The sequence below is a fragment of the Marinobacter sp. S0848L genome (genome assembly GCF_023016065.1).
Lineage (GTDB): Bacteria > Pseudomonadota > Gammaproteobacteria > Pseudomonadales > Oleiphilaceae > Marinobacter.
Genome location: NZ_JALKAQ010000001.1, coordinates 179,558 through 201,794, shown reverse-complemented (window position 1 = coordinate 201,794; position 22,237 = coordinate 179,558). Strand labels below are relative to the sequence as shown.

Annotated in this window: 21 protein-coding genes; 16 read left to right on the top strand and 5 right to left on the bottom strand. The window is 54.3% G+C overall.

The genetic code is table 11. The features are described 5' to 3' along the window. Nucleotides 1-69: 69 nt before the first annotated feature. Together MWU64_RS00960 and MWU64_RS00955 are read left to right on the top strand one after the other, a co-directional pair. Complete coding sequence (locus tag MWU64_RS00960) at nucleotides 70-969, top strand: EamA family transporter (protein ID WP_247059421.1); 900 nt, start codon at nucleotides 70-72, stop codon at nucleotides 967-969. 21 nt (nucleotides 970-990) lie between these two features. Next, a complete protein-coding gene (locus MWU64_RS00955; protein ID WP_247059419.1) occupies nucleotides 991-1,323 on the top strand; it encodes a tRNA-binding protein in 333 nt (110 codons plus the stop codon). 631 nt (nucleotides 1,324-1,954) lie between these two features. On the opposite strand, the gene MWU64_RS00950 is transcribed toward MWU64_RS00955, so the two are convergent. Together MWU64_RS00950 and MWU64_RS00945 are read right to left on the bottom strand one after the other, a co-directional pair. After that, a complete protein-coding gene (locus MWU64_RS00950; protein ID WP_247059417.1) occupies nucleotides 1,955-3,289 on the bottom strand; it encodes an ATP-binding protein in 1,335 nt (444 codons plus the stop codon). Next, nucleotides 3,276-3,941, bottom strand: coding sequence for a response regulator transcription factor (locus MWU64_RS00945; RefSeq protein ID WP_247059415.1), 666 nt, complete (start codon nucleotides 3,939-3,941; stop codon nucleotides 3,276-3,278). The genes MWU64_RS00950 and MWU64_RS00945 overlap by 14 nt, the downstream gene beginning before the upstream one ends. Before the next feature lie 199 nt (nucleotides 3,942-4,140). Between MWU64_RS00945 and MWU64_RS00940 the strand changes: the two genes are divergently transcribed. The 8 genes from MWU64_RS00940 to MWU64_RS00905 all read left to right on the top strand — a co-directional run bounded on the left by MWU64_RS00940 (nucleotide 4,141) and on the right by MWU64_RS00905 (nucleotide 12,244). Continuing rightward, the gene (locus MWU64_RS00940; protein ID WP_247059413.1) at nucleotides 4,141-4,674 is read left to right on the top strand and encodes a cupredoxin domain-containing protein; all 534 of its coding nucleotides are present in this window, start codon (nucleotides 4,141-4,143) and stop codon (nucleotides 4,672-4,674) included. Between the two features lie 88 nt (nucleotides 4,675-4,762). After that, nucleotides 4,763-6,496, top strand: a complete 1,734-nt coding sequence (locus MWU64_RS00935; RefSeq protein WP_247059411.1) for a copper resistance system multicopper oxidase — start codon at nucleotides 4,763-4,765, stop codon at nucleotides 6,494-6,496. Beyond that, nucleotides 6,493-7,242, top strand: coding sequence for a copper resistance protein B (locus MWU64_RS00930; protein WP_247059403.1), 750 nt, complete (start codon nucleotides 6,493-6,495; stop codon nucleotides 7,240-7,242). Before MWU64_RS00935 ends, MWU64_RS00930 begins: the two co-directional genes overlap by 4 nt. Before the next feature lie 158 nt (nucleotides 7,243-7,400). Beyond that, nucleotides 7,401-7,754 (top strand): hypothetical protein, encoded by a 354-nt coding sequence (locus MWU64_RS00925; protein ID WP_247059401.1) that lies wholly within the window; start codon nucleotides 7,401-7,403, stop codon nucleotides 7,752-7,754. Nucleotides 7,755-7,765: 11 nt separating this feature from the next. Then, on the top strand, nucleotides 7,766-9,121 hold the full coding sequence (locus tag MWU64_RS00920; protein WP_247059399.1) for an APC family permease: 1,356 nt from the start codon (nucleotides 7,766-7,768) through the stop codon (nucleotides 9,119-9,121). A 27-nt stretch (nucleotides 9,122-9,148) separates the two neighbouring features. After that, nucleotides 9,149-9,376 carry a hypothetical protein gene (locus MWU64_RS00915; RefSeq protein WP_247059397.1) on the top strand — a complete coding sequence of 76 codons (228 nt, stop codon included), beginning with the start codon at nucleotides 9,149-9,151 and terminating at the stop codon, nucleotides 9,374-9,376. After that, the gene (locus tag MWU64_RS00910; RefSeq protein ID WP_348645535.1) at nucleotides 9,369-11,729 is read left to right on the top strand and encodes a heavy metal translocating P-type ATPase; all 2,361 of its coding nucleotides are present in this window, start codon (nucleotides 9,369-9,371) and stop codon (nucleotides 11,727-11,729) included. The genes MWU64_RS00915 and MWU64_RS00910 overlap by 8 nt, the downstream gene beginning before the upstream one ends. Nucleotides 11,730-11,785: 56 nt before the next feature. Further along, complete coding sequence (locus MWU64_RS00905; RefSeq protein WP_247059387.1) at nucleotides 11,786-12,244, top strand: ATPase; 459 nt, start codon at nucleotides 11,786-11,788, stop codon at nucleotides 12,242-12,244. A 127-nt stretch (nucleotides 12,245-12,371) separates the two neighbouring features. Here the strand turns inward: MWU64_RS00905 and MWU64_RS00900 are convergent, their stop codons facing one another. Beyond that, a complete protein-coding gene (locus MWU64_RS00900; RefSeq protein WP_247059385.1) occupies nucleotides 12,372-12,584 on the bottom strand; it encodes a hypothetical protein in 213 nt (70 codons plus the stop codon). 148 nt (nucleotides 12,585-12,732) lie between these two features. Continuing rightward, a complete protein-coding gene (locus MWU64_RS00895) occupies nucleotides 12,733-13,017 on the bottom strand; it encodes a hypothetical protein (RefSeq protein ID WP_247059383.1) in 285 nt (94 codons plus the stop codon). Nucleotides 13,018-13,232: 215 nt separating this feature from the next. Here MWU64_RS00895 and MWU64_RS00890 point away from each other — a divergent pair, with 215 nt between their 5' ends. The 5 genes from MWU64_RS00890 (at nucleotide 13,233) to MWU64_RS00870 (ending at nucleotide 20,935) form a co-directional block, all read left to right on the top strand. After that, nucleotides 13,233-14,552, top strand: a complete 1,320-nt coding sequence (locus MWU64_RS00890) for a TolC family protein (RefSeq protein ID WP_247059381.1) — start codon at nucleotides 13,233-13,235, stop codon at nucleotides 14,550-14,552. Between the two features lie 5 nt (nucleotides 14,553-14,557). Beyond that, nucleotides 14,558-15,841, top strand: a complete 1,284-nt coding sequence (locus tag MWU64_RS00885) for an efflux RND transporter periplasmic adaptor subunit (protein WP_247059379.1) — start codon at nucleotides 14,558-14,560, stop codon at nucleotides 15,839-15,841. Then, a complete protein-coding gene (locus tag MWU64_RS00880) occupies nucleotides 15,838-18,960 on the top strand; it encodes an efflux RND transporter permease subunit (RefSeq protein WP_247059378.1) in 3,123 nt (1,040 codons plus the stop codon). The genes MWU64_RS00885 and MWU64_RS00880 overlap by 4 nt, the downstream gene beginning before the upstream one ends. Nucleotides 18,961-19,380: 420 nt before the next feature. Next, nucleotides 19,381-20,274, top strand: a complete 894-nt coding sequence (locus tag MWU64_RS00875; protein ID WP_247059376.1) for a dihydrodipicolinate synthase family protein — start codon at nucleotides 19,381-19,383, stop codon at nucleotides 20,272-20,274. A 73-nt stretch (nucleotides 20,275-20,347) separates the two neighbouring features. After that, nucleotides 20,348-20,935 carry a LysE family translocator gene (locus tag MWU64_RS00870; RefSeq protein ID WP_348645539.1) on the top strand — a complete coding sequence of 196 codons (588 nt, stop codon included), beginning with the start codon at nucleotides 20,348-20,350 and terminating at the stop codon, nucleotides 20,933-20,935. A gap of 111 nt (nucleotides 20,936-21,046) precedes the next feature. Here the strand turns inward: MWU64_RS00870 and MWU64_RS00865 are convergent, their stop codons facing one another. Beyond that, nucleotides 21,047-21,238: an OST-HTH/LOTUS domain-containing protein gene (locus MWU64_RS00865; protein ID WP_247059374.1), complete on the bottom strand. Its 192-nt coding sequence runs from the start codon at nucleotides 21,236-21,238 to the stop codon at nucleotides 21,047-21,049. On the opposite strand from MWU64_RS00865, the gene MWU64_RS00860 reads away from it, so the two are divergent. Further along, nucleotides 21,180-22,235, top strand: a complete 1,056-nt coding sequence (locus MWU64_RS00860; protein WP_247059370.1) for a BamA/TamA family outer membrane protein — start codon at nucleotides 21,180-21,182, stop codon at nucleotides 22,233-22,235. The two genes, MWU64_RS00865 and MWU64_RS00860, sit on opposite strands and share 59 nt — an antisense overlap. Nucleotides 22,236-22,237 lie beyond the last annotated feature (2 nt).

The window sequence follows — 22,237 nt, the reverse complement described above, 5'->3', positions numbered from 1 at the left end:
AAGTTCCTGTCCTTCGCACTGGATACCCTTCTGAAATCATTCACACGCGAGAATTTCGGGGAGGGTTTCATGGCATCCGTTAACGCCGCAACCTGGATCGGGTCGATTTCCGTTCTGTTATGGGGCACTTTGGCATTGCTGACCAAGCTTTCCGGTGGCGAGATTCCAGAGTTTCAGCTCATGGCCATGACCTTCGGCATCGCTTTCCTGTTGATGTGCGGCCGTTGGATTCTCTCGGGGCATTCCGGTGTGCGTTATTTACGGCAGTCGCCACTCGCATGGTGCATCGGCATCGTTGGCTTGTTCGGATATCACTTTGCCTACTTCAAGGCCATGACACTGGCGCCGGCCGTTGAAGTCAGCCTGCTGGCTTACCTCTGGCCGCTGCTGATCGTCCTATTGTCGGCCTTCCTGCCGGGCGAGAAACTACGAGCTCAGTACATCGTTGGGGCCCTGGTTGCCCTGGCAGGCTGTTGGTTGTTGATCAGCCGTAATGCCGACGGATTTGCCTGGGAGAACCTGCCGGGTTACCTGGTGGCTCTGTCCTGCGCTCTGATCTGGTCATCTTATTCTGTTCTCAGCAGACTGGTTCGCTCGGTACCGACCGATGCCGTGGGCTGGTTTTGCGGTGTTACGGCTATTCTGGCGTTAATTTGCCACCTTTTGTGGGAGGAAACGGTATGGCCAGAAGGCGCACTTCAATGGATTGGCGTGGTGGGGCTCGGCCTCGGACCGGTGGGCATAGCATTCTTCACCTGGGACCATGGTGTAAAGCACGGAAACATCCAGTTACTGGGAACCCTGGCATACAGTGCGCCACTCATTTCAGTGATCCTTTTGATCCTTGCCGGATTCGGCGAGGCTACGGTTGCGGTGTTGAGTGCCAGCATTCTGATTGTCATTGGTTCTTTGATCGCGGGTCGTGCGAAAAGCCGGACGGTCGCCGAGCCAGAATTGTTAACAGACTAACTACGTCGAAGGAGCAGTGAGATGATTACTTGGGACGATTTCGAGAAGGTTGAACTGCGGATCGGGACCATCATTGACGTGACGGATTTTCCCGAGGCGCGCAAACCTGCCTATAAATTGCGAGTGGATTTCGGGTCGGACATTGGTATTCGGAAATCGAGTGCACAGATTACGAACCTCTATGGCAAGGATGAGCTCATCGGCAAGCAGGTTCTGGCCGTCACCAATTTTCCGCCCAAACAAATCGGCCCTTTTTTGTCGGAGTGCCTGGTTACTGGCGTGCAAACGGAGAAGGGCGCAGTTACCTTGGTAAGACCGGACGCGCAGGTGGATAACGGGGAGCGCTTGTTCTGAGGTTCGGCGGCTTACACATCACAAGCCAGCCAAATTTCGAGTCCAAGCGAGGGTGATGAAGGGGACAGAGTCTCTTATGCTGGCAAGGGTGAGTGGAAAGCTCACCGTTACCAAACCGCCCGGCTAGGCTTGCTCGTCTATACTCAATAAGGGCGTGTGAATAAGGGGGAGCTATGATGCGTTATCTTGCGGTTCTGTTATCCACAGCTTTTGTGAGTAAAGTCAGTGTCAGCTTTGAGTTCAGCCGTGCTATGGGAACTATACGTTGGCCAGTTTGGCTATTTTATGGTCACACAGGCAAACGCTTGTCGCAGCACGAAAGGTTGTCTTTAAAAACAAAAGCGAACATTCAGAAACGATCGAATTGACCACAAAGCCGACCTTTTACAGTGCCTTGATATCGGTATTTGCGTCGGGCTTAGAGTTTTGTGATGTCAGATTTTTGTAATTTTGGCTGGGGCCGGCCGGGCAAGCGCTGTAACGACTGGAAGAACAAGCAGTCACCTTTTGTCAGAAGACCGCGAGGTATAATCTGCTAAGTGGAGCAAGCACCTGAGCCTCTGTTCAAGTTAAGTGCCCGTGAAAGGAATTGAGTGGCCAGCATCCAACCTTCTATATCGGTTGATCTAAATTACCTATAAAACTCGATCGTAACGCACAAGCCGCGTTGCGGTTCCGCCGTAAAGCTGATTTTGCCCTCATAGCGGGTCACTATATCCCGGACGATAGCAAGGCCGAGACCGTGCCCGGGTGTTTGCTCGTCAAGTCGCAGTCCCCGCTGGCCCAAGCTGTCCAAATTGTCCTCATCAACCCCTGGACCATCGTCGGTAACAACGATTCGTTTTAAATCACTGCCTTGTTCTATCAACAGCTCTACGCATCGTGAAGACCACTTTCCGGCATTGTCGAGCAGATTACCCAGTACTTCATTCAAGTCATGCTCTTCTATCGGCCAGCGGCAATCATCAGGCAGGGAACTCGATAGCTCAAACGACTTTTCGGGGTACAAGCGCCCGAGCATCCACAGAAGATCCCGTGCCTGCTTTAGGGGATAAGCGCTTTTCCCAACCTGAGGCCCGGCAAAACGGCTTCGGCGCATTTCCGCCTCTAGTTGCTTGTCGATATCGTCTAGTCGCTCCGTCATCTGGCGCCTAAGATCCGTGTCGATGGGGCGGGTATCATCTTCCAGTATCTGCAGAACGGCTGCGATGGGGGTTTTGACACTGTGAGACAAATTTGCGAGAGCGTCTCGGGAGCGTTCCAGTCGCTGGTCCAGGGAGTCGAGCAACTGATTTAGCTGCAAAACGAGAGGATGAAACTCCTCTGGAGACTGAACGTTGATTCGCGAGATTTCGCCGTCCTGGAGTCTTTTTAATGCGGCTTTCAGTGTAACAACCGGCCGCATGGATAGCGTGATACCGAACCAGAGCACGGCGACCAAGAGCATGATCAACAGAATAGATACTACGGCGGTCCAGGCATGAAGGGCCGCCTGGCTGCTTTTCAGCGCCCCCAGATCTTCAGAGACGATTACGACGATGGGGGTTTCGCCGACCTGAAAAGACTTTCGATAGGCGAGGATGTTTGAAGGAGTGGCAGTAATTTGGGCGCCTTCTACGCGAAGGGTTCCGTCTTCTTCGTTCTCTATCAGAGGCGTCAATAGGGGAGCCCAGACATCCGGTGAAATGATGGTCTGTTCGGGTGACTGTATGGCGAAGGCATGATGAAAAACATCCTTGAAATAATCGCCCGTCTGGAGAGTGTCAACTTGGCCATGCGCGTCGCGAATCTGATGTTCCAGGAAAGCGACTTCGTCTTTCAGTCGGCTTTCAAGAAATTCCCGGGACATACGGTCGAGCAGCAAGCCATGAACCAACCACGCTATGCCCATTAGAGCAATCCCGGCGGGCAGTAACAGAGCAAGCAACGTTCCTTTGACGGATGCCGGCTTTCTAACGAGTCGCATTAAAAATATACCCCTGACCGCGGCGTGTTGAGATGGTTTCGCTGCCCACCAGCTTCCGCAGTCTACGAATATACGCCTCAATGACGTTTTCACTCGGGTTGTCATTCAAGTTGTAAAGCTGTTCCATGAGTTGTTCTTTTGAGAAAACGTGGCCAGGGCGGCTCATCAGACAGCGTAGCAACCGGAACTCGGTGCCGGTCAGTGTATGTTCGTCGCCGTCGTCCATTTTGAGGCTCTGGCGATTTTCATCCAGTTCAAAGCGGCCGGCCTTAACCTGAGCATCGAGCCTTCCTTCACTACGACGCACGAGAGCATTGAGACGGGCGATCAGTTCTTCTGCCTGAAAAGGTTTTGCCAGGTAATCGTCGGCCCCGGCTTTTAATCCGTTCACCTTGTCTTGCCAATTTCCCCTGGCGGTCAGAATCAAAACCGGGCAGCTGACGCGATTTGTTCGCCACTTTCTCAATACGTCCAGCCCGTTGCCGTCAGGCAGACCCAGGTCCAGAACAACGACACGGTAATCTTCCTGCTCACCGAGAACTGCTGCTTGCCGAGCACTGGGCGTTGTATCAACGCTGAAACCGGCTTTTCCCAATTGCCTGACCAGCCCCTCAGCCAGCAAGCGGTCATCTTCGACAAGCAGTAAACGCATGGTTCTGTCCTTATTGGTGTGGTCCACGATCGAAAGTGTGACTGATCAACCTGAATTCAGCCTGAAGAAAAAATAGTTCGAGTTTTTCAGAAAGAATTCAGGTTAGTGAGCGAAGGTTGCATGGGATTCTAGACGTTATTCAAGGTTTAGGCTGAATCCAGCACTGGCCTTGCGTGCATTATTTCACAGAGGATTGAAGATGAAGGCAACAAAACTGTTCGTGGCGAGTATTGTATTTTCAATGTCAGCAACAGCGTTTGCGGCTGGTGCTCATGATGGAGGCCACGGGCACAGCTCTGCAAGCGGCGAACCTGGTAAGGCCTCGGAGGCTAGTCGCACCATAACGGTCGAAATGTATGACAACTATTACGAGCCGGAGTCGATCAACGTAAAGCCCGGCGAAACGGTGCGTTTCGTCGTGGAAAACAAGGGGAACCTTGTGCATGAATTTAATATTGGTACCCCGGGCATGCATGAAGCCCACCAGGCAGAAATGATGATGATGGTCGAACATGGCGTAATCCAAGGCGGCAAGCTCCACCACGACATGATGAACATGGACATGGGGAACGGTCATTCCATGAAGCACGACGACCCGAATAGCGTTCTGCTGGAGCCGGGTCAGAGTCAGGAAGTGGTCTGGAAGTTTTCCGATAAGGGCAATATCGAGTTTGCCTGCAACGTTCCCGGGCATTATCAGGCCGGAATGTACGGCGACGTTAATTTCGAGTAACTCAAACTACTGGTAATACCTTGATCTGATCGGCTTTCGGGTGTCTCGCCCGGAGGCCTTTCCTGCAGTTGAATTTGGAGCGACGCACATGAACATTCGCTTAGGTGCAGTATTGTTCGGTTTGCTGATGCCCGCATTGGGCTTGGCCGCCGAATACGACCTTACGGTTGACCGGGTTCAGATAGACTCCGGTGACTTTGTAAAAGAAGGCATTGGCTACAACGGGGCATCGCCAGGACCGGTGATGCGTTTCAAAGAAGGAGAGGAAGTCAAAATTAACGTGACCAACAATCTGGATGAGACGACGTCCATCCATTGGCACGGTCTGATTCTTCCCTTCGACCAGGACGGTGTGCCCGGCATCAGTTTCCCGGGCATCAAGCCGGGGGAAACGTTTACTTATGAGTTTCCGATCCAGCAGGCCGGCACGTTCTGGTTCCACAGCCACTCTGGGTTTCAGGAACCCGACGGCGCCTATGGAGCTATCGTCATTGAGCCCGAGGGTCGTGAGCCATTTCGATATGACCGGGAATACGTAGTCCAGTTGACCGACAAGCACCCGCATTCCGGTGATCGGATCATGCGCAATCTGAAGATGATGCCGGATTACTACAATCGCGAGCAGCAGACCGTGGGTGAGTTTTTCTCAGATGCCTCCAAAGACGGGCTGATGAACACCATCCAGAGTCGTATGGCGTGGGGCGACATGCGCATGATGCAAGCGGATGTGGAGGACTTGCAGGGCTTTACAGGCCTGATTAACGGGAAAGGGCCGGAACAGAACTGGACCGGTCTCTTCGAGCCGGGTGAGCGCATTCGGCTGCGGTTCATCAACTCTTCTGCAATGACCTATTTCGATATCCGGATACCGGGCCTTGATATGACGGTTGTTCAGGCTGACGGTAACAATGTCCAGCCCGTCAGTGTGGACGAATTCCGAATCGGCGTGGCGGAATCCTATGATGTGATCGTTCGTCCCAAAGACGAGCAGGCCTATACGATCTTCGCCGAGTCCATGGGCCGTTCAGGCTATGCCAGAGCCACCTTGGCGCCAGAACAGGGCATGGAGGCGGCTGTTCCGCAGCTGCGTGAGCCTGCAAGACTCACCATGGCGGACATGGGCGGCATGCCGGGCATGGATCACGGCAGCATGGCCGGAATGGACCACGCTTCAATGGAGGGCATGGATCACTCCAACATGGAAGGTATGGACCATTCCAACATGAAGGGTATGGATCATTCAGGCATGAAAGGTATGGATCACGGATCCATGGCGATGAATCAGGGCGCTGCCTCTGATCCTTTCTACGCAAAGGGTAGCGGGCTGATGCCAAAGGCGGCCAACGGTGGCAAATTCCTTTCCTACTCGGATCTAAAAGCACAGGATCCATTGTACGAGGAGCGGGAACCGACCCGGGAAATTGAGCTTCGCCTGACCGGTAACATGGAACGCTATACCTGGAGTATCAACGGCGTTAAGTACGAAGACGCAGATCCCATTCGTCTGAAATACGGTGAACGCGTTCGCTTCAAGTTTGTCAACGAAACCATGATGACGCACCCCATGCACCTGCACGGCATGTGGTCTATTCTGGATGTTGGCGCGGGCCAATGGAACCCGATCAAGCACACCGTGAGCGTGAATCCGGGCACCACAGTTTACGTGGAAACCGAGGTTGATGCGCCGGGCCAATGGGCGTTCCATTGCCATTTGTCCTATCACGCAGCTGCAGGAATGTTCCGCAAAGTGATTATTGAAGGCGGCCCTGATTCAAATCAGGCAAAAGCCGAAGTCGTGACTGAAGAAGGAGGTGAAGCATGAGCTATCGCCTGCCTTTGACGCTGTCTTGTCTTCTGTCTGTGGCATTGCTGCCAGTGGCTGTGCACGCTCAGGACATGATTGTCGATACAACTGAACGCAAACAGCCGTTGACGACCTGGGGTATCCAATTTGAGGAGTTTGAATACCGTTACAGTGACGACGACGAAGAGTTGGCGGCCTGGAACGCTGACTTTTTCTACGGTACCGACGATTTCAAAGTCCGGTGGCTGACCAAGGGCGAGTACGCTATTGAGGAACAGGCCTACGAGGAGCTGGAAAATCAGCTCGTTGGACAGATTCCTATTTCCAAGTTCTTTGATGCGAAGGCAGGTGTTCGCTTTGACACACCCGAGGGGCTGGATCGCACATACGCCGTGCTGGGTGTCGCGGGGCTTGCACCGCAGTGGTTCGAGATTGATGCCAACCTGTATGTCAGTAATGAAGGTGACACATCCGCCGCGCTGGACGCAGAGTACGAGTTGCTGCTGACCAATTACTGGATTGTTGCAGCTACCCTGGACGCGACGGTGGCTTTCAGTGAAGACCGGGAAATAGGCGTTGGAAAGGGTCTGGTTTCAACCGAAACAGGTATCAGGCTGAGCTACGACCTGATCGACCGCGCCTTCTCGCCTTACGTTGGTGTGGTGCATGAGCGCAAATACGGTGACACCGCGGACCTCGCTGAAACCGGCGGCGGAAGCACTGAGGACTGGTTTGCCGTGATCGGCGCTAGAATCGCATTCTGATGGTGTTGTTGACGGGCCATGGGGAAACCCATGGCCCTTTTTCGTCTGCGATTTGATGTAACTCAAATCCACCAAAGACCTTTGTCCATTTTCAGTGGCAGTTCAGGTTGGAGTGTTTTGATGCAGGGAGAAGTCATCAGGAAGAGAGGTGTCACCCCATGACCAAAGCACACAAAGCAACCAATCAGGAGCAGTTTTTGTTACGTCGGAAGATCGCCGTTGAGGGACTTGGCGAAGATCGCTGGGAAGAGCTGATCCACGATCTTAATCATCATCCCTGCGTTGATTTTGCCGAGCGTCAGTCAAATGGCGCATTGCAGGTGACCTATGACGGTACCCACTGGTCGGTTGATGAACTACTGGACGTGATCAAGGCTTACGGTGGTCGATTGAAAGTGGGATGGTGGACCCAGCGCAAACTGGACTGGTACCGGTTTACCGACGACAACGTCCGGGCCAATGCGAAGCATGAGCCATTCTGCTGTTCCAAGATCCCACCTATGAAAAAATAACAGGAGGCCGAATGAACAGGGAAGAAGATCGAAGCACCCGCTATCAGGAAGGCAGTCTCACTCTATCAGGGACGGTCATGTTGGGCACCGGCGTCATGATTGGTGCCGGTATTTTTGCGTTGACCGGCCAGATGGCCCAGATGACCGGTGTGTTTTTCCCGCTGGCTTTTCTTGCTGCAGCGGTCATTGTCAGCTTCAGCGCCTATTCCTACATCAAGATCTCGAATGCCTACCCATCTGCTGGCGGTATCGGCATGTACCTGCACAAGGCGTATGGAAACCGGCTGCCAACGGCTTTCAACGCCTTGTTGATGTACTTTTCCATGGTGATCGCCCAGAGTTTCCTGGCTCGCACCTTTGGCTCTTACACCATGCAACTATTTGGCGGGGATGAAAGCGGCCGCATGGTGCCCGTTCTCGGGGTGGCGCTGATTCTGGCGGCCTTTCTGATCAATCTGCTGGGCAATCGGATGATTCAGGGGGTCGCTTCCTTTATCGGGATTCTGAAAATCGGCGGCATACTGATTTTTGGACTGGTGGGTATCTGGGTTGCCGACTCAATCTCGGTTGATTTTTCGGAGCCGGGTGAAGCCGGGGCGCTGGGCAACTTCTTGGGCGCAACCGCGTTGGGAATTCTGGCGTTCAAGGGCTTTACTACCATCACCAACAGCGGCTCGGAAGTTATTGATCCTAAGCGAAATGTCGGGCGCGCCATCGTTATTTCCATTGCGGCCTGCGTGGTGATCTACACGCTGGTGGGCTTTGCGGTCGCCAGCAACCTGTCACTGTCTGAAATCATCGAAACGCGGGATTACTCCCTCGCAGCTGCTGCGCGTCCCGCTCTCGGCGATTATGGTGTCTGGTTTACCGTCGCGATCGCCATGATGGCCACGGCAGGCGGAATTCTGGCCAGCGTCTTCGCGGTGTCTCGCATGCTGGCCATGCTGACGGAGATGAAATTGGTCCCTCACCGGCATTTCGGCATGCCCGGCAGCATCCAGAAACACACACTGGTCTACACGGTGGTCCTCGGGTTAATCCTGACCGCCTTCTTCGATCTTTCCCGCATCGCTGCGCTGGGTATCGTGTTTTATCTCATTATGGACATTGCCATTCACTGGGGTGTGCTGCGCTATCTACGCGCTGACATCAAGGCCAACACTTGGGTGCCAGCAACGGCGATCTTGTTGGATCTTTTGGCGTTGGGTGGCTTTGTCTGGGTAAAAATGAATACCGACCCGTTCGTCATTGGCGTGGCGCTGGTCACCATGGTTGTGATTGCCGTTTCCGAGCAGATTTTCCTGAAAAGATCGCCGGAATCCGCGCAAGCGAAACACGAAGAGAGTCACGCGCATCATCACCATTAACCAAAATCAGGAAGAGAGGCTATTGTCATGATGGGAGATAACATGTTCGGGCACAGCATGTGGGCAGGGCACTGGCTGTGGATGCTGGTGATTGCCATTGTGGTCGTTATTCCAGCCTGGCGTATTTGTCAGCGCACGGGGTATCCGGGATGGATGGGTGTGCTGATACTGATTCCTGTTGTCAATCTGGTTCTGTTGTATTTCATTGCGTTTGCCGATTGGCCCGCAGATAAAACAGGAGATCAAAATGGCTGAGCATCATCACGCCCATCACCACGATCATCACACCGATAAAGAGCCTGGTAAGCACACTGCCAAGGATCCGGTCTGTGGCATGACAGTGAATCCGCATACTGCAGAACATCGCAGCCAGCACGGTGGCAAAACCTGGTACTTCTGTTCGTCGCGCTGCCAGTCGAAATTTGATGAGGATCCGGAACAATACCTCGGTGAAGAAAAGACGCAGCAAGAGCCAGTGGCACCGGGCACCATGTATACCTGCCCGATGCATCCGGAAATTCGCCAGCAAGGCCCCGGAGATTGCCCCATTTGCGGCATGGCCCTGGAGCCCGAGCAGGTGAGCCTGGACGACGGACCTTCGGAAGAGCTCAAAGATATGACCCGCCGATTCTGGATCGGCTTGGTGCTGGCCCTGCCGGTACTGGTGCTGGAAATGGGTGGGCATCTTACCGGGCTTGATCACATCATTGCCCCGCAAATGTCCAACTGGATTCAACTGGTGTTGGCAACGCCCGTGGTGGCCTGGAGTGGCTGGCCGTTCTTTGTTCGAGGTTGGAAGTCTGTCGTCAGTCGTAACCTGAACATGTTCACGCTGATTGCCATTGGCACGGGCGTAGCGCTGATCTATAGCCTGGTAGCCACACTTGCGCCCCAGATATTTCCGGGCGCCTTCCGGCAGGAAGACGGGTCGGTCGCCGTCTACTTCGAGGCCGCAGCGGTCATTGTCGTGCTGGTGTTGCTAGGCCAGGTGCTGGAGTTGCGGGCTCGGGAGAAAACCTCCGGCGCCATCAAGGCTCTGTTGGATCTGGCGCCCGCCACAGCCAGGAAGCTGGATGACGATGGCAGCGAGTCCGATGTGTCACTGGATCAGGTCAAGGTGGGTGACCGTCTGCGGGTGCGCCCCGGAGACAAGGTACCGCTGGATGGCGAAGTGCTTGAAGGCAGTTCCAACGTGGATGAGTCCATGGTGACCGGCGAGCCCCTGGCGGTCAGCAAGAAATCCGGCGACCCGGTGATCGGCGGCAGCATTAACCAGCAGGGCAGTTTCATCATGCGCGCCGACAAGGTTGGCCGCGATACCATGCTGTCCCAGATCGTTCAGATGGTGGCCAGCGCCCAGCGCAGCCGAGCACCCATCCAGGGACTGGCCGACAAAGTCGCAGGCTGGTTTGTGCCGGCGGTTATTGTGATTGCCATTGTCGCCTTTATAGCCTGGTCATTCTTTGGACCCGCACCGCCTATGGCGTTCGGACTGATTGCGGCAGTCAGTGTTCTGATCATTGCCTGCCCTTGCGCACTTGGCCTGGCGACGCCCATGTCCATCATGGTGGGTGTCGGACGTGGTGCCCAGAGTGGCGTGCTGATCCGCGATGCAGAAGCACTGGAACGTATGGAGAAGGTGGACACCGTGGTGGTGGATAAAACCGGCACGCTGACGGAGGGCAAGCCGCAAGTCACCCGGCTGGTCGCGGCGAACCGGTTCAATGACAGTGATCTGATGCGTTATGCCGGCGGTCTGGAAAAGGGCAGCGAGCATCCACTGGCCCACGCCATTCTCGATAAAGCCAAGGGCATGGACCTGAAGTTGCCGGATGCGGAAGACTTTGATTCCCCAAATGGAAAAGGAGTGACGGGCCAGATCGAGGGCAAGCGGGTGCTGCTTGGCAACCGCCTTCTTATGGAGTCGGAGAATGTCGACACCGCGGACTTTGACGGCGAAGCCGACCAGCTCCGAAAAGATGGCGCTACCGTGATTTTTGCCGCTGTCGACGGAAAGGTCGCGGGTTTGCTGGCGATTGCCGATCCGGTCAAGGAAACCACCGAAGCCGCTATTTCCGCGCTGCAAAAGGACGGCATCCGGGTGGTCATGCTGACCGGCGACAACCGCACCTCAGCTGAAGCAGTTGCCCGCAAACTGCATATCGACGAAGTGGAAGCGGAAGTGCTGCCGGAAGACAAGGGCAAGATAGTTCAGCGCCTGAAGGACGAGGGTCGCGTGGTGGTGATGGCGGGTGACGGCGTTAACGACGCACCTGCACTGGCCACGGCGGATGTGGGTGTGGCCATGGGCACAGGAACCGATGTGGCCATCGAAAGCGCCGGCATTACCCTGCTACGCGGGGATCTGATGGGCATTGTCGAGGCCCGCCGGTTGTCGCTGGCGACCATGCGCAATATCCGGCAGAACCTGTTTTTCGCCTTCGTTTACAACTCCGCGGGTGTTCCGATAGCAGCCGGGGTTTTGTACCCGTTTTTCGGGATATTGCTCTCGCCAATTCTTGCAGCCGCCGCCATGTCGCTGTCGTCGGTTAGCGTGATCGTGAATGCGCTGCGCTTACGGGTGGTTAAGCTTGGGGCAAAGTCATGAGCTTTTGAATGATTGAATGTCAGGCCTATTGTGTAGAAGAGAAAAGGAAAGAAAATATGTACATAAAAACGTTCGGACAATTGATCGACTGGACGCGTGATCTGCACTCACATCTGGCGAGCTGTCTGTCCCATTGCGCAACAAAGCACGAGGAAGAGCGGGCCCGTGCGCTTTTGGATTATCTGGCAGCTCATGAATCGGAAATAGAGCGGATCGTGAACGAGTTTGAGCATCAAGGGGATAAAAAGACACTGGAAACTCGTGTGTATGACTATTTGTCCCATAATCCGATCAAAACCCATCGAACCTGCGACGAGCCGTATGCGAAGCTTGATTTCGATGGTATCTGCCGGGAGGTATTCGACTTTCATGATCAGATTATTGATCTCTACAAAACGCTGATTGGAAAAGCCGAAATCCCAGAAGCAAAAGAGCTGTTTGAATCTCTTTTGGAGATGGAGAAAAATGAGTCGATGCGGCTGGCTCGTCAGGTTGGCCGAATGCAGGATCTATAAGATCCCTATGAAGAGGCACTGGCGAAATGAAGTAAATATTGTCTGGGTGATCGATATTTAATAGGCAGTCGACTGCCTATTAAATGGACAGTCGACTAGTGTCTTTTCTCTTATATGACAGATTTATTTAAGTATGATCGTGGCCCGTTTTTCTGTGTGATCTGCTCAAATCTTTGTTAACGTGCATGTTTTTCATGCAGGTCATTGTTTCAGTTTTCGTGTCGACTGTTTTGTTCGGGTAGGACCGGACTTCATTAATCCGGTCGGCTAATCCTGAATTGGCAGTGGCCATGGTAGAAAATAAAGTGGCAGCTGCGGCAGCGATAATGATTTTTTTCATGATACTCTCCTTATTATCTAAAACCTTTTAAAAATTCAGTTCAGTTTCAGATTTCTGTGGTCTACTTAGACGTGATCTGAGCGACGATTTTCTTAAAACCCGAGCCAGTCGACGCTTGTGTCTTCACGAGTTAACTTTACCGCAAGAATTACCTTGCGGTATTTTTTTGTCTTTGTTTCAGTGCCTTATGATAAGCTCGTCCTTCATCCGTCATCATTTGAACGCGAGCATCAAAACCCACTTCAGACATCGCGTAACGTGTCATCTCCCTGTGTAAGCGTTGCAAATCTTCATTCTGAAGAATTTCTTCAACAGATGATTTATCCATTATTTGGCTGTGCATGGGTTTCATGTCTTTATTGTCTGGCATGTTGCCAGCAAGAACAGATGTAGAAAGAGTCACTGCTGCTGCAAATGTAAGTAACGTTTTCATTTTTACACCTCCTTATCGGTTGATGAGTTAATTAAAACACCGGTTTCTGAATTGATCCTGAAATTAACATCAATAATTAAAGATAAGTGAATTTATTCAGAAATAACAAAGGCTTGATATAAATCAAGTTATGCCATTTTGTTCTGTAATTCAGATTGGTTTCAGATAAGAGATATAAGGTTTTGTTTTAGAAATAATTCAATGGAGATATAACATTGTCCCTTCTTCCTCGCCTTATAAGGCCGGCCGTTCTCGGCGTTCTGGTTTTCGCCAGTCTGCCCGGTTGGGCGGCACCCAGACTTGAATTGACCGGCGCGATCGATGCGGCCATCGAGAACGATCCCTGGCTGCGTCAGAGTGTGCAGATGCAGGGTGCTCTTCTGGAAGAATCGATGGCCGTTGGTACACTCCCGGACCCGCGAATGACGCTTGGTGCCGCGAATTTGCCCACGGATACTTTTGATACCGGACAGGAGGCAATGACTCAGGCCACGATTGGATTTACCCAGCGAATTCCGCGAGGTAAAAGCCGTCAGTTGGCCAGAGTAAAACAAGAGGTAATGGCAGGCGTTCAGCCTTTTCAGCGCGAAAACCGTCGGGCGCGGGTCATGGAAACGGTGACGCACCTCTGGCTTGAGGTCTGGCGATCCCAGCAAAGCATCCGGCTGATTGAAGCAAACCGCGCTCTGTTTCAACAGTTAGAAGATGTCGTCGAGGCTGGGTATACCTCTGCAACCATGGGCTCCCGGCAGCAGGATGTTATTCGTGCCTCGCTGGAACTGACCCGACTTGAGGACCGGCTGACGGTGCTGCGTTTGCAGCAGGCAGTGAGCCGAGAGGCGTTGGCAGAATGGATCGGCCGGGATCAGGCTCAAGTTGCAGTCACGGACGATGTACCTCGTGAGCTGCTAAGAGTGTTTCCACAAGGCTTGGCCGAAGCCTCCGTAGAGGCGCTGGTTCGCCACCCTTCCATCCGGGCAATCGATCAGTTAATCGATGCTCAGAGTGTTGACGTTGACCTGGCTCGCCAGGCCTACAAGCCGGAATGGTCGGTATCTGCACAATATGGATACAGGGAGCGGGCCCCCAACGGTCAGGACAGAGCCGACCTGTTTTCTGTAGGTATTGGCTTTGATCTCCCGATTTTTACCGGCAACCGCCAGGATCGAAAGCTGAATGCCTCTGTGGCGCGACTGGAGGCGGCAAAAACAGAACGTATGCTGCTGATCCGGGAGCTTCGGGCCAAAGCCCGGACGACTGTGGCCCGGATTGAACGGCTGGATGACCGCATAGAGCTCTATGAACAGACCCTGCTGCCGCAAATGGAGGCGCAGGCAAGCGCAGCATTGACTGCTTACGACAACGATGACGGCGACTTCGCTGAGGCGGTACGAGCGCGAATTGCAGAGCTCAGCGCCCAGCTTGAGCTGATACAGATGATGTCCGAGCGGGCTGGAAATCTGGCGAAGTTCCGTTATCTGACAACCGTCACCTCCGACGCACCTTCCTTTTTACTGAATCGCTACCAGGACTGACCATCATGGCTAATTTTGCTCGCCCTTTGGGCTTTGTATTGCTCGGCGGACTCGCCGGTGCCGGGGCCACGTACTGGCTTGACACTGACGCGACTTCGACGCCTACAGCTGAAATGGCAGCTTCTGGCCCAAAGGAGCCGCTGTATTGGGTAGCTCCGATGGACCCCAATTTTAAAAGTGACAAACCCGGGAAATCCCCGATGGGGATGGATCTAATCCCGGTGTACGAGGAGGGTGGGTCAGCTGGGACGGTCCGAATTTCACCAACGGTCGTCAACAACCTTGGGGTTCGAACGGAGCCGGTGATTCAGGGGCGCCTGCCTAACAACATTACTACCGTAGGCTACGTGCAGTACAACGAAGACGAGATGGCCCACGTGCACCCTCGTGTTGAAGGCTGGATCGAAGCGCTTTATGTCAAAGCCGAGGGCGAGCCTGTTGAGCAAGGCAAGCCTTTGTACACGCTGTACTCGCCCACCCTTGTGAATGCGCAGGAAGAACTGCTTCTCGCGATGAACCGTGGCAATCAGAGACTGGTTGATGCTGCTACCGAGCGATTGTTGGCGCTGAACGTGCCGGCTAGTCTGATCAGCCAACTGCGCCAGAAGCGCGAAGTCCAGAGAACCATGACGGTTTACGCTCCGGGTTCCGGGGTGATCGAGAATCTGAATGTTCGTGAGGGTATGTTCATCAAGCCCGGAAACCGGGTTTTATCGATTGCCGCACTGGATGAGGTCTGGGTGATCGGCGAAGTGTTTGAAAGCCAGCTTTCCGCCGTAGAGGCTGGTAATCGGGTACAGATGACGCTGGATTACATGCCCGGTCGCGAGTGGCGCGGAAATGTGGATTACGTCTACCCCGAAGTGAACCCGAAAACCCGGACGGCGCAAGTGCGGATGCGCTTTGATAACGCTGATGGTGTCCTGATGCCAGGTATGTTCGCTCGCCTGGATGTTCAGGGCGAACGGGGACAGCGGCAGTTCCTGGTGCCGCGGGAGTCGGTCATCCGCACCGGGCAGAGCGACCGACTGGTTCTGGCAATGGACGAGGGCGCCTTCAAATCGGTTGACGTGACCGTTGGGCGCGTCGGCGACAAGTATGCGGAAATACTCGATGGCCTCACGCCGGGAGACACAGTGGTTACATCCGCCCAGTTCCTGATCGATTCGGAATCCAGCAAAACCTCGGACTTCCAGCGCATGACATCGCCCCAGGCTATGGAGGAGCAGGAGATGGATCATGAGGGTATGGATCACAGCACCATGAGCCATGGCGGAGGCGAGTCATGATTGCCGCTATTATTCACTGGTCTATTCGCAACCGCTTCCTGGTGTTGCTGGCGACGTTGCTTATTACGGGGCTCGGCCTCTATTCACTAAAACAGACGCCGGTGGATGCTCTGCCGGATCTGTCCGATGTGCAGGTCATCATCAAAACCAGTTTCCCCGGCCAGGCGCCGCAGGTGGTGGAAGACCAGGTGACCTACCCGATGACGACAGCCATGCTCTCGGTGCCGGGCGCGAAAACGGTGAGGGGCTACTCGTTCTTCGGTGACTCCTATGTTTACGTGATCTTCGATGAAGACACTGATATGTACTGGGCCCGCTCCCGGGTACTGGAATACCTGTCCCAGGTTGCGCCCAGTTTGCCAGATTCGGCAAAGCCTCAGCTCGGGCCAGACGCTACCGGCGTTGGCTGGGTTTACCTTTATGCGTTAGTGGACCGAACCGGAAACCAGGACCTAAGCCAGTTGCGCAGTCTGCAGGACTGGTTCCTGAAGTACGAACTGCAAACGGTGCCGGGTGTCTCTGAGGTAGCTGCCCTCGGCGGTATGGTGAAGCAATATCAGGTGAAGGTCAGCCCGGAAAAACTCCGGGCATTGGGCATCCCGCTGGCTCACATCCAGAACGCGATCAAACGGGGCAACCAGGAAGTGGGCGCGTCTGTGATCGAGATGGCGGAAGCGGAATACATGGTGCGCACGTCTGGCTATATCCAGTCCCGCGAGGATCTGTTGTCTATCCCACTGGGCCTGGATGACAACGGTACCCCCATACTTCTGAAAGATGTGGCGAGTGTTGAAGTCGGCCCTCAGATGCGCCGCGGAGTTGCCGAACTGAATGGGGAAGGGGAAACCGTAGGCGGTGTTGTGGTCATGCGCTTCGGTGAAAACGCCCAGGCCACCATCAATGGCGTGAAGGCGAAGCTGGAAGACCTGAAATCCAGCTTGCCCGAAGGTGTGGAGGTGGTGACGGTTTATGACCGCTCCGGGCTGATCGAGCGAGCAGTCAACAACCTGGGGTTCAAGCTGCTGGAAGAGTTCCTGGTGGTCGGCCTGGTGTGCATTGTCTTTCTGTTCCACGTGCGCTCGTCGCTGGTGGCGATTCTCAGCCTTCCGGTGGGTATTCTGGCGGCCTTTATCGTCATGCACTGGCAGGGCATCAATGCCAATATCATGTCACTCGGGGGGATTGCGATTGCCATTGGCGCCATGATTGATGGTGCGATTGTAATGATCGAGAACATGCACAAACACATGGAGCGAACTCCGTTAACGCCCGAGAACCGATGGGAAGTTGTGGCGCGGTCAGCCTCGGAGGTGGGGCCAGCGCTGTTTTTCTCGCTGCTGATCATCACCGTCAGTTTTGTGCCGGTGTTCGCCCTGGAGGCTCAGGAGGGGCGGATGTTTTCGCCCCTGGCGTTCACCAAAACTTACGCGATGGCGGCGAGTGCGGCCCTGGCGGTGACGCTGGTGCCGGTGTTGATGGGGTATTTCATCCGAGGCAAGGTGCTGCCGGAGCACAAGAACCCCGTGAACCGCCTGCTGGTGGGCATTTATATGCCGGTTCTGAAGCTGGTGTTACGCTTCCCGAAAACGACGGTTATTGCTGCGTTGCTGGTATTGGCTGTGGGCCTTTGGCCAGCCACCAAAATCGGCAGTGAGTTCATCCCGCCGCTGGATGAAGGCGACCTGATGTACATGCCCACCACCTACCCGGGCATTTCCATTGGAAAAGCACGGGAGCTGTTGCAGCAAACGGACAAGCTGATTGCCACCGTACCCGAAGTCGAAACCGTGTTCGGCAAGGTGGGGCGGGCGGATACCGCAACCGATCCGGCGCCATTGACGATGATTGAGACCTTCATCCAGCTCAAGCCCAGGGATCAATGGCGGGAAGGCATGACCACCGAAAAGCTGAAGCAGGAGTTCAATACTCTGATTCGGTTCCCGGGGGTAACCAATGCCTGGGTCATGCCGATCATCACGCGCATCGATATGCTGGCAACGGGTATTAAAACGCCGGTGGGCATCAAGATTGCCGGCCCGGACCTTACCGTCATCCAGGATATCGGTAAACGCCTTGAGAAAGTCATGGTCGACATCCCCGGCACAGCGTCTGTTTACTCTGAGCGGGTCGCTGGTGGCCGCTACATCAAGGTGGATATTGATCGTGAGCGTGCCGCTCGTTATGGGCTGAATATCGCGGATGTTCAACAGGTTGTGGCCTCGGCGATTGGTGGTATCAATGTGTCCCGAACCATCGAGGGGCTTGAGCGCTACCCCATCAATCTTCGTTATCCGGAAGATTACCGGGATTCGCCCGAGAAGCTTGAGCAACTGCCCATCGTGACCGCATCCGGCCAGCGCATTGCCCTGGCAGATGTGGCGGATATCGGTGTGGAGGATGGCCCGCCGGCCATCAAGAGTGAGAATGCACGCCTGAACGGCTGGACCTTTGTCGACATTGAGGGTGTCGACGTGGGCACCTATGTTGAAGAGGCCATGATTACCGTGAGCGAAGAGCTGGATCTGCCTCCCGGTTATTCAATTAACTGGTCTGGTCAGTATGAGTACATGCTACGTGCGAAGGAAAAACTGAGCTATGTGGTTCCATTAACGCTGGCCATCATCGTCATTCTGCTGTTCCTGAATTTTCGCCGCTTTGCCGAGGTGGGGATCATTATGGGCACGCTGCCGTTTGCGATGATCGGTGCTATCTGGCTGATGTATCTGCTTGGCTATAACTTTTCGGTAGCCGTCGGTGTTGGTTTCATCGCGCTGGCCGGCGTTGCGGTAGAGATTGGTGTGATCATGCTGGTGTATTTGAATCAGGCCTATGACGCAATGCTGGAAACGTGTGAAGACAAAGGGCTGACGCCAAGGCGAGAAACCCTCCGCCATGCCGTACTACACGGTGCCGGTATGCGGGTTCGGCCAATCATGATGACGGCGGCCGCCATTATCGGGGGGCTTGTGCCCATTATGATTGGCACCGGTACAGGGTCGGAGGTGATGGGCCGGATTGCGGCACCTATGGTGGGCGGTATGATTTCCGCTGTCATTCTGGCGCTGCTGGTGATTCCTGTGCTCTTTTATCTCTGGAAACAGCGAACTCTTGGTGAGTAACGCCGATAGCAAGGTGCCAGGATTCAGCCTGGCACCTTGCTATCACGTCTTTACCGGTTATCACGATCATTCGCAGGGTGCCTACCCGTCTACTGCGCATATTCCAAAATCTATTTGCCTGAACGTTTGCTTTGCGACCAGTGCTTTCTGGATTAGACGAAACATGCCAACCACTAAGAGCGATCTGAGTTTGTAGCGTACCTTCAGGATGACAATCTGGGATGCCTGTTATTGCTCCTCATGGGAACGATTTTTCGTCGAATGACACTCAATCGCCAGACAGGCCTGTAAGTCGTTGGTAGCCCAGTCTCTGGCAAGCGGCATTTGAATTAGCATATGGGCACTAATCGGCCTCTGTTCTGATAGGCTGGCTTCAAAGGGTAAGACATCCGTCTGTTCCGTGATTTCGGAGGATTCATCATGTTTTCGGGGCTCAGCGCATTTCCTTTAACCCCTATGAGTGAGCAAGGTATAGACGAGGCGGCATTTGTTCGATTGATCGAACAGCTCGTTACTGCCAACGTTGACTCAATAGGCGTGTTGGGCTCGACTGGAAACTATGCCTATCTGACCATGGCCGAGCGTGCACGTGTAGTAAGGCTCGCAGTCGAACACGCGGGGAATATTCCCGTGATGGCGGGTATTGGTGCACTGCGCACGCGCGATGTACTTACGCTGGCTGAAGATGCAGAGGCTGCTGGTGTTACCGGGGTACTGCTAGCGCCAATGTCGTATCAGAAGCTGTTTCCAGACGAAGTTTTCGGGCTCTATGAAACCGTAACGCACGCACTGTCGGTACCGCTCTGCGTATACGACAACCCGGGGACTACTCAGTTTATTTTCAGCGACGAGCTTCACGGACAAATCGCGCATCTTCCGAACGTGGCCTCCATTAAGATTCCCGGAGTGCCTGAGGACGCGACTGAAGCAAGGACGCGGGTTGAAGCGCTTCGAGTACGCATTCCATTAAATGTCACTTTGGGTGTAAGCGGAGATGCCTTCGCCGTGACAGGCCTGAATGCCGGGTGTGATGCCTGGTATTCTGTGATCGGGGGAGTGTTTCCCGCTGCAGCACTTGCGATTACCCGCGCAGCGCAGGCCGGGAACGCGCAGGAAGCGACACGTTTATCGGAACGATTACAGCCCTTATGGAAATTGTTCAACGAGTCGGGAGGAAGCCTGCGGGTTGTCGCAGCTGCTGCGGAATTGCAGGGACTTGCTGAGTCTCCGTGTTTACCGCTGCCGCTCAAAACCCTGGATAAAGAGGGGCGTCGACGACTGGCGAACTTGATTGATCAGCTGGATTTATCATGACGCAAATGTCGCTCCACGACGGTCAATACAACGGGGTAAAAGCGGAGGGTTTTGAGTCGATTGGGGACTTTTAATCACTTTCGCTACAACCTTCGCGACAATCCTGGCTCTGCCTGGGCCGAACGCTGCATTTGCCGTAGGACAGTCCCTTAGGTATGGCGCACGGAAGTCGCTGGCAGTCGCAGTGGGTTTTATGCTGGCAACCTGTGTCCATGGGATACTCGTGTTATCCGGACTGGGCGTACTGATACAACGCTATGCAGGTGCACTGGTATTGCTGAAGTGGTGTGGGGTTGCTTATCTGGTGTATCTCGCCAAAAAGGCGTTCAGGTCCGGGGTAAATACTGTAACTGTTTCCTCTCAGACAATGACCGTAAGCAAAATGATGTTAAGCGCAATGGCAGTCTCACTGACAAATCCTAAAGCACTGCTGGCGAGTCTGATGATCTACCCGTTATTCATCACGTCTTCCGGCGCTTATATTTCTCAAGCGGTAGCATTGGTGGCAGTCGCAATAGCGATTTCTTTTTCCATATACGCGACCTACATAGTGGGAGCATCCAAGCTGGGCAAGCATTTGCGGGGGAGCAAATGGGCCAATAAGATCGTCGCGTCGTTCTACTTGGGTGCAGCTGGTGTGTTGGCTTCCAAATCAACATAACTTAAGGCAATGGACTTACCCCGATTCACATGACCCTCAAAGCGAGCCCTTCGGCCTCTAATCTGAATGTTCGCTTTGCGACCTAACCGAACATCGAATTGTTAGCCAGACCTATTTCTCTGGGCTTCTGATGAAAACCACGTTTTTTTCTCTGGTATCGATGTCAAACAGCTCACTGGCCCGAATCAAATCACTCAGCTTTTTATATCCGTAGTTCACCGGGGAGAAGGAGCTGTTGTTTGAAATGTACTGGCCAACCTTGCCGAGATGCGCCCAGCCGTCGTCATCGGCGGTTTGTTCCACGGCCGTTCGCAGCGTCCGCACCAACTGGCGCTTTGGCCTGGCTGGGGTGGATGATGTCCGGGAGGAATCCCGCTACGTGGGGGCAGAAGCCATTGCCGATTACCGCCGTAGCCGGGAGTATTTCAGTGTTGATGGCGGATGGCGCCTGGCTGAGCGCAACGAGCGGCAGCTCCGCCTGCTGGCGGGGTATCGCTACGAGGCGTTCGGATTTCAGTCGTTACCTGATCAGCCTGCCCTGGATGTGTTGCCGGATGATCGAACCCTGAGCTATCCATGGATTGGTTTTGATTACCGCCAGAACCGTTTTCGTGAGATGACCAACCTGACTCGTTTACAGCGGGTTGAAGACGTCCGTGATGGCTTTGTGTGGCGTACGGAACTTGGCTATTCAGGCACCGGGTTGGGGGCCACTGAAGATCGGGTTGTTCTGAACATGAGTTTTCAGGACTCGTTGCTGGCGACGGAAACCAACTACGCCAGTTATGGTCTGGAGCAGAGTGGCACGTATCGGCTTGATCAAGACCGCGTCGAAAACCTCCTTGGCACCCTCAGCCTGGAGTACTTTCACGGTGGGTCCGTTCGTTGGACCGGCTGGTACACGAGTCTTGCCTTTACCGCTGCTCGTAACCTGACCGCCGACCAACAACTGTTGATAGGAGGTGAAAACGGGCTTCGTGGCTATCCCAGTGAATACCAGCAAGGGGACCGAAGGGTTTTGTGGACACTCGAACGCCGGTACTTCCCCGACTGGCATCCTTTCAAGTTGTTTCGGATGGGCGGGGTGGTGTTCGTTGATGCTGGCCGCGCCTGGTTTGCTGACGGTCAGAGTAACGGGCCGGACGGTGGTGTGTTGAGGGATGTTGGGGTTGGCTTGAGGTTGGCATCCAGCAGAGTTGAAGTACAGAGAATGTTGCACTTTGATCTGGCGTTTCCCCTGGATGGGGATGACAGCATTGATGCTTTACAGGTGTTGCTGCGGGGGAGGAGCCGGTTCTGAGC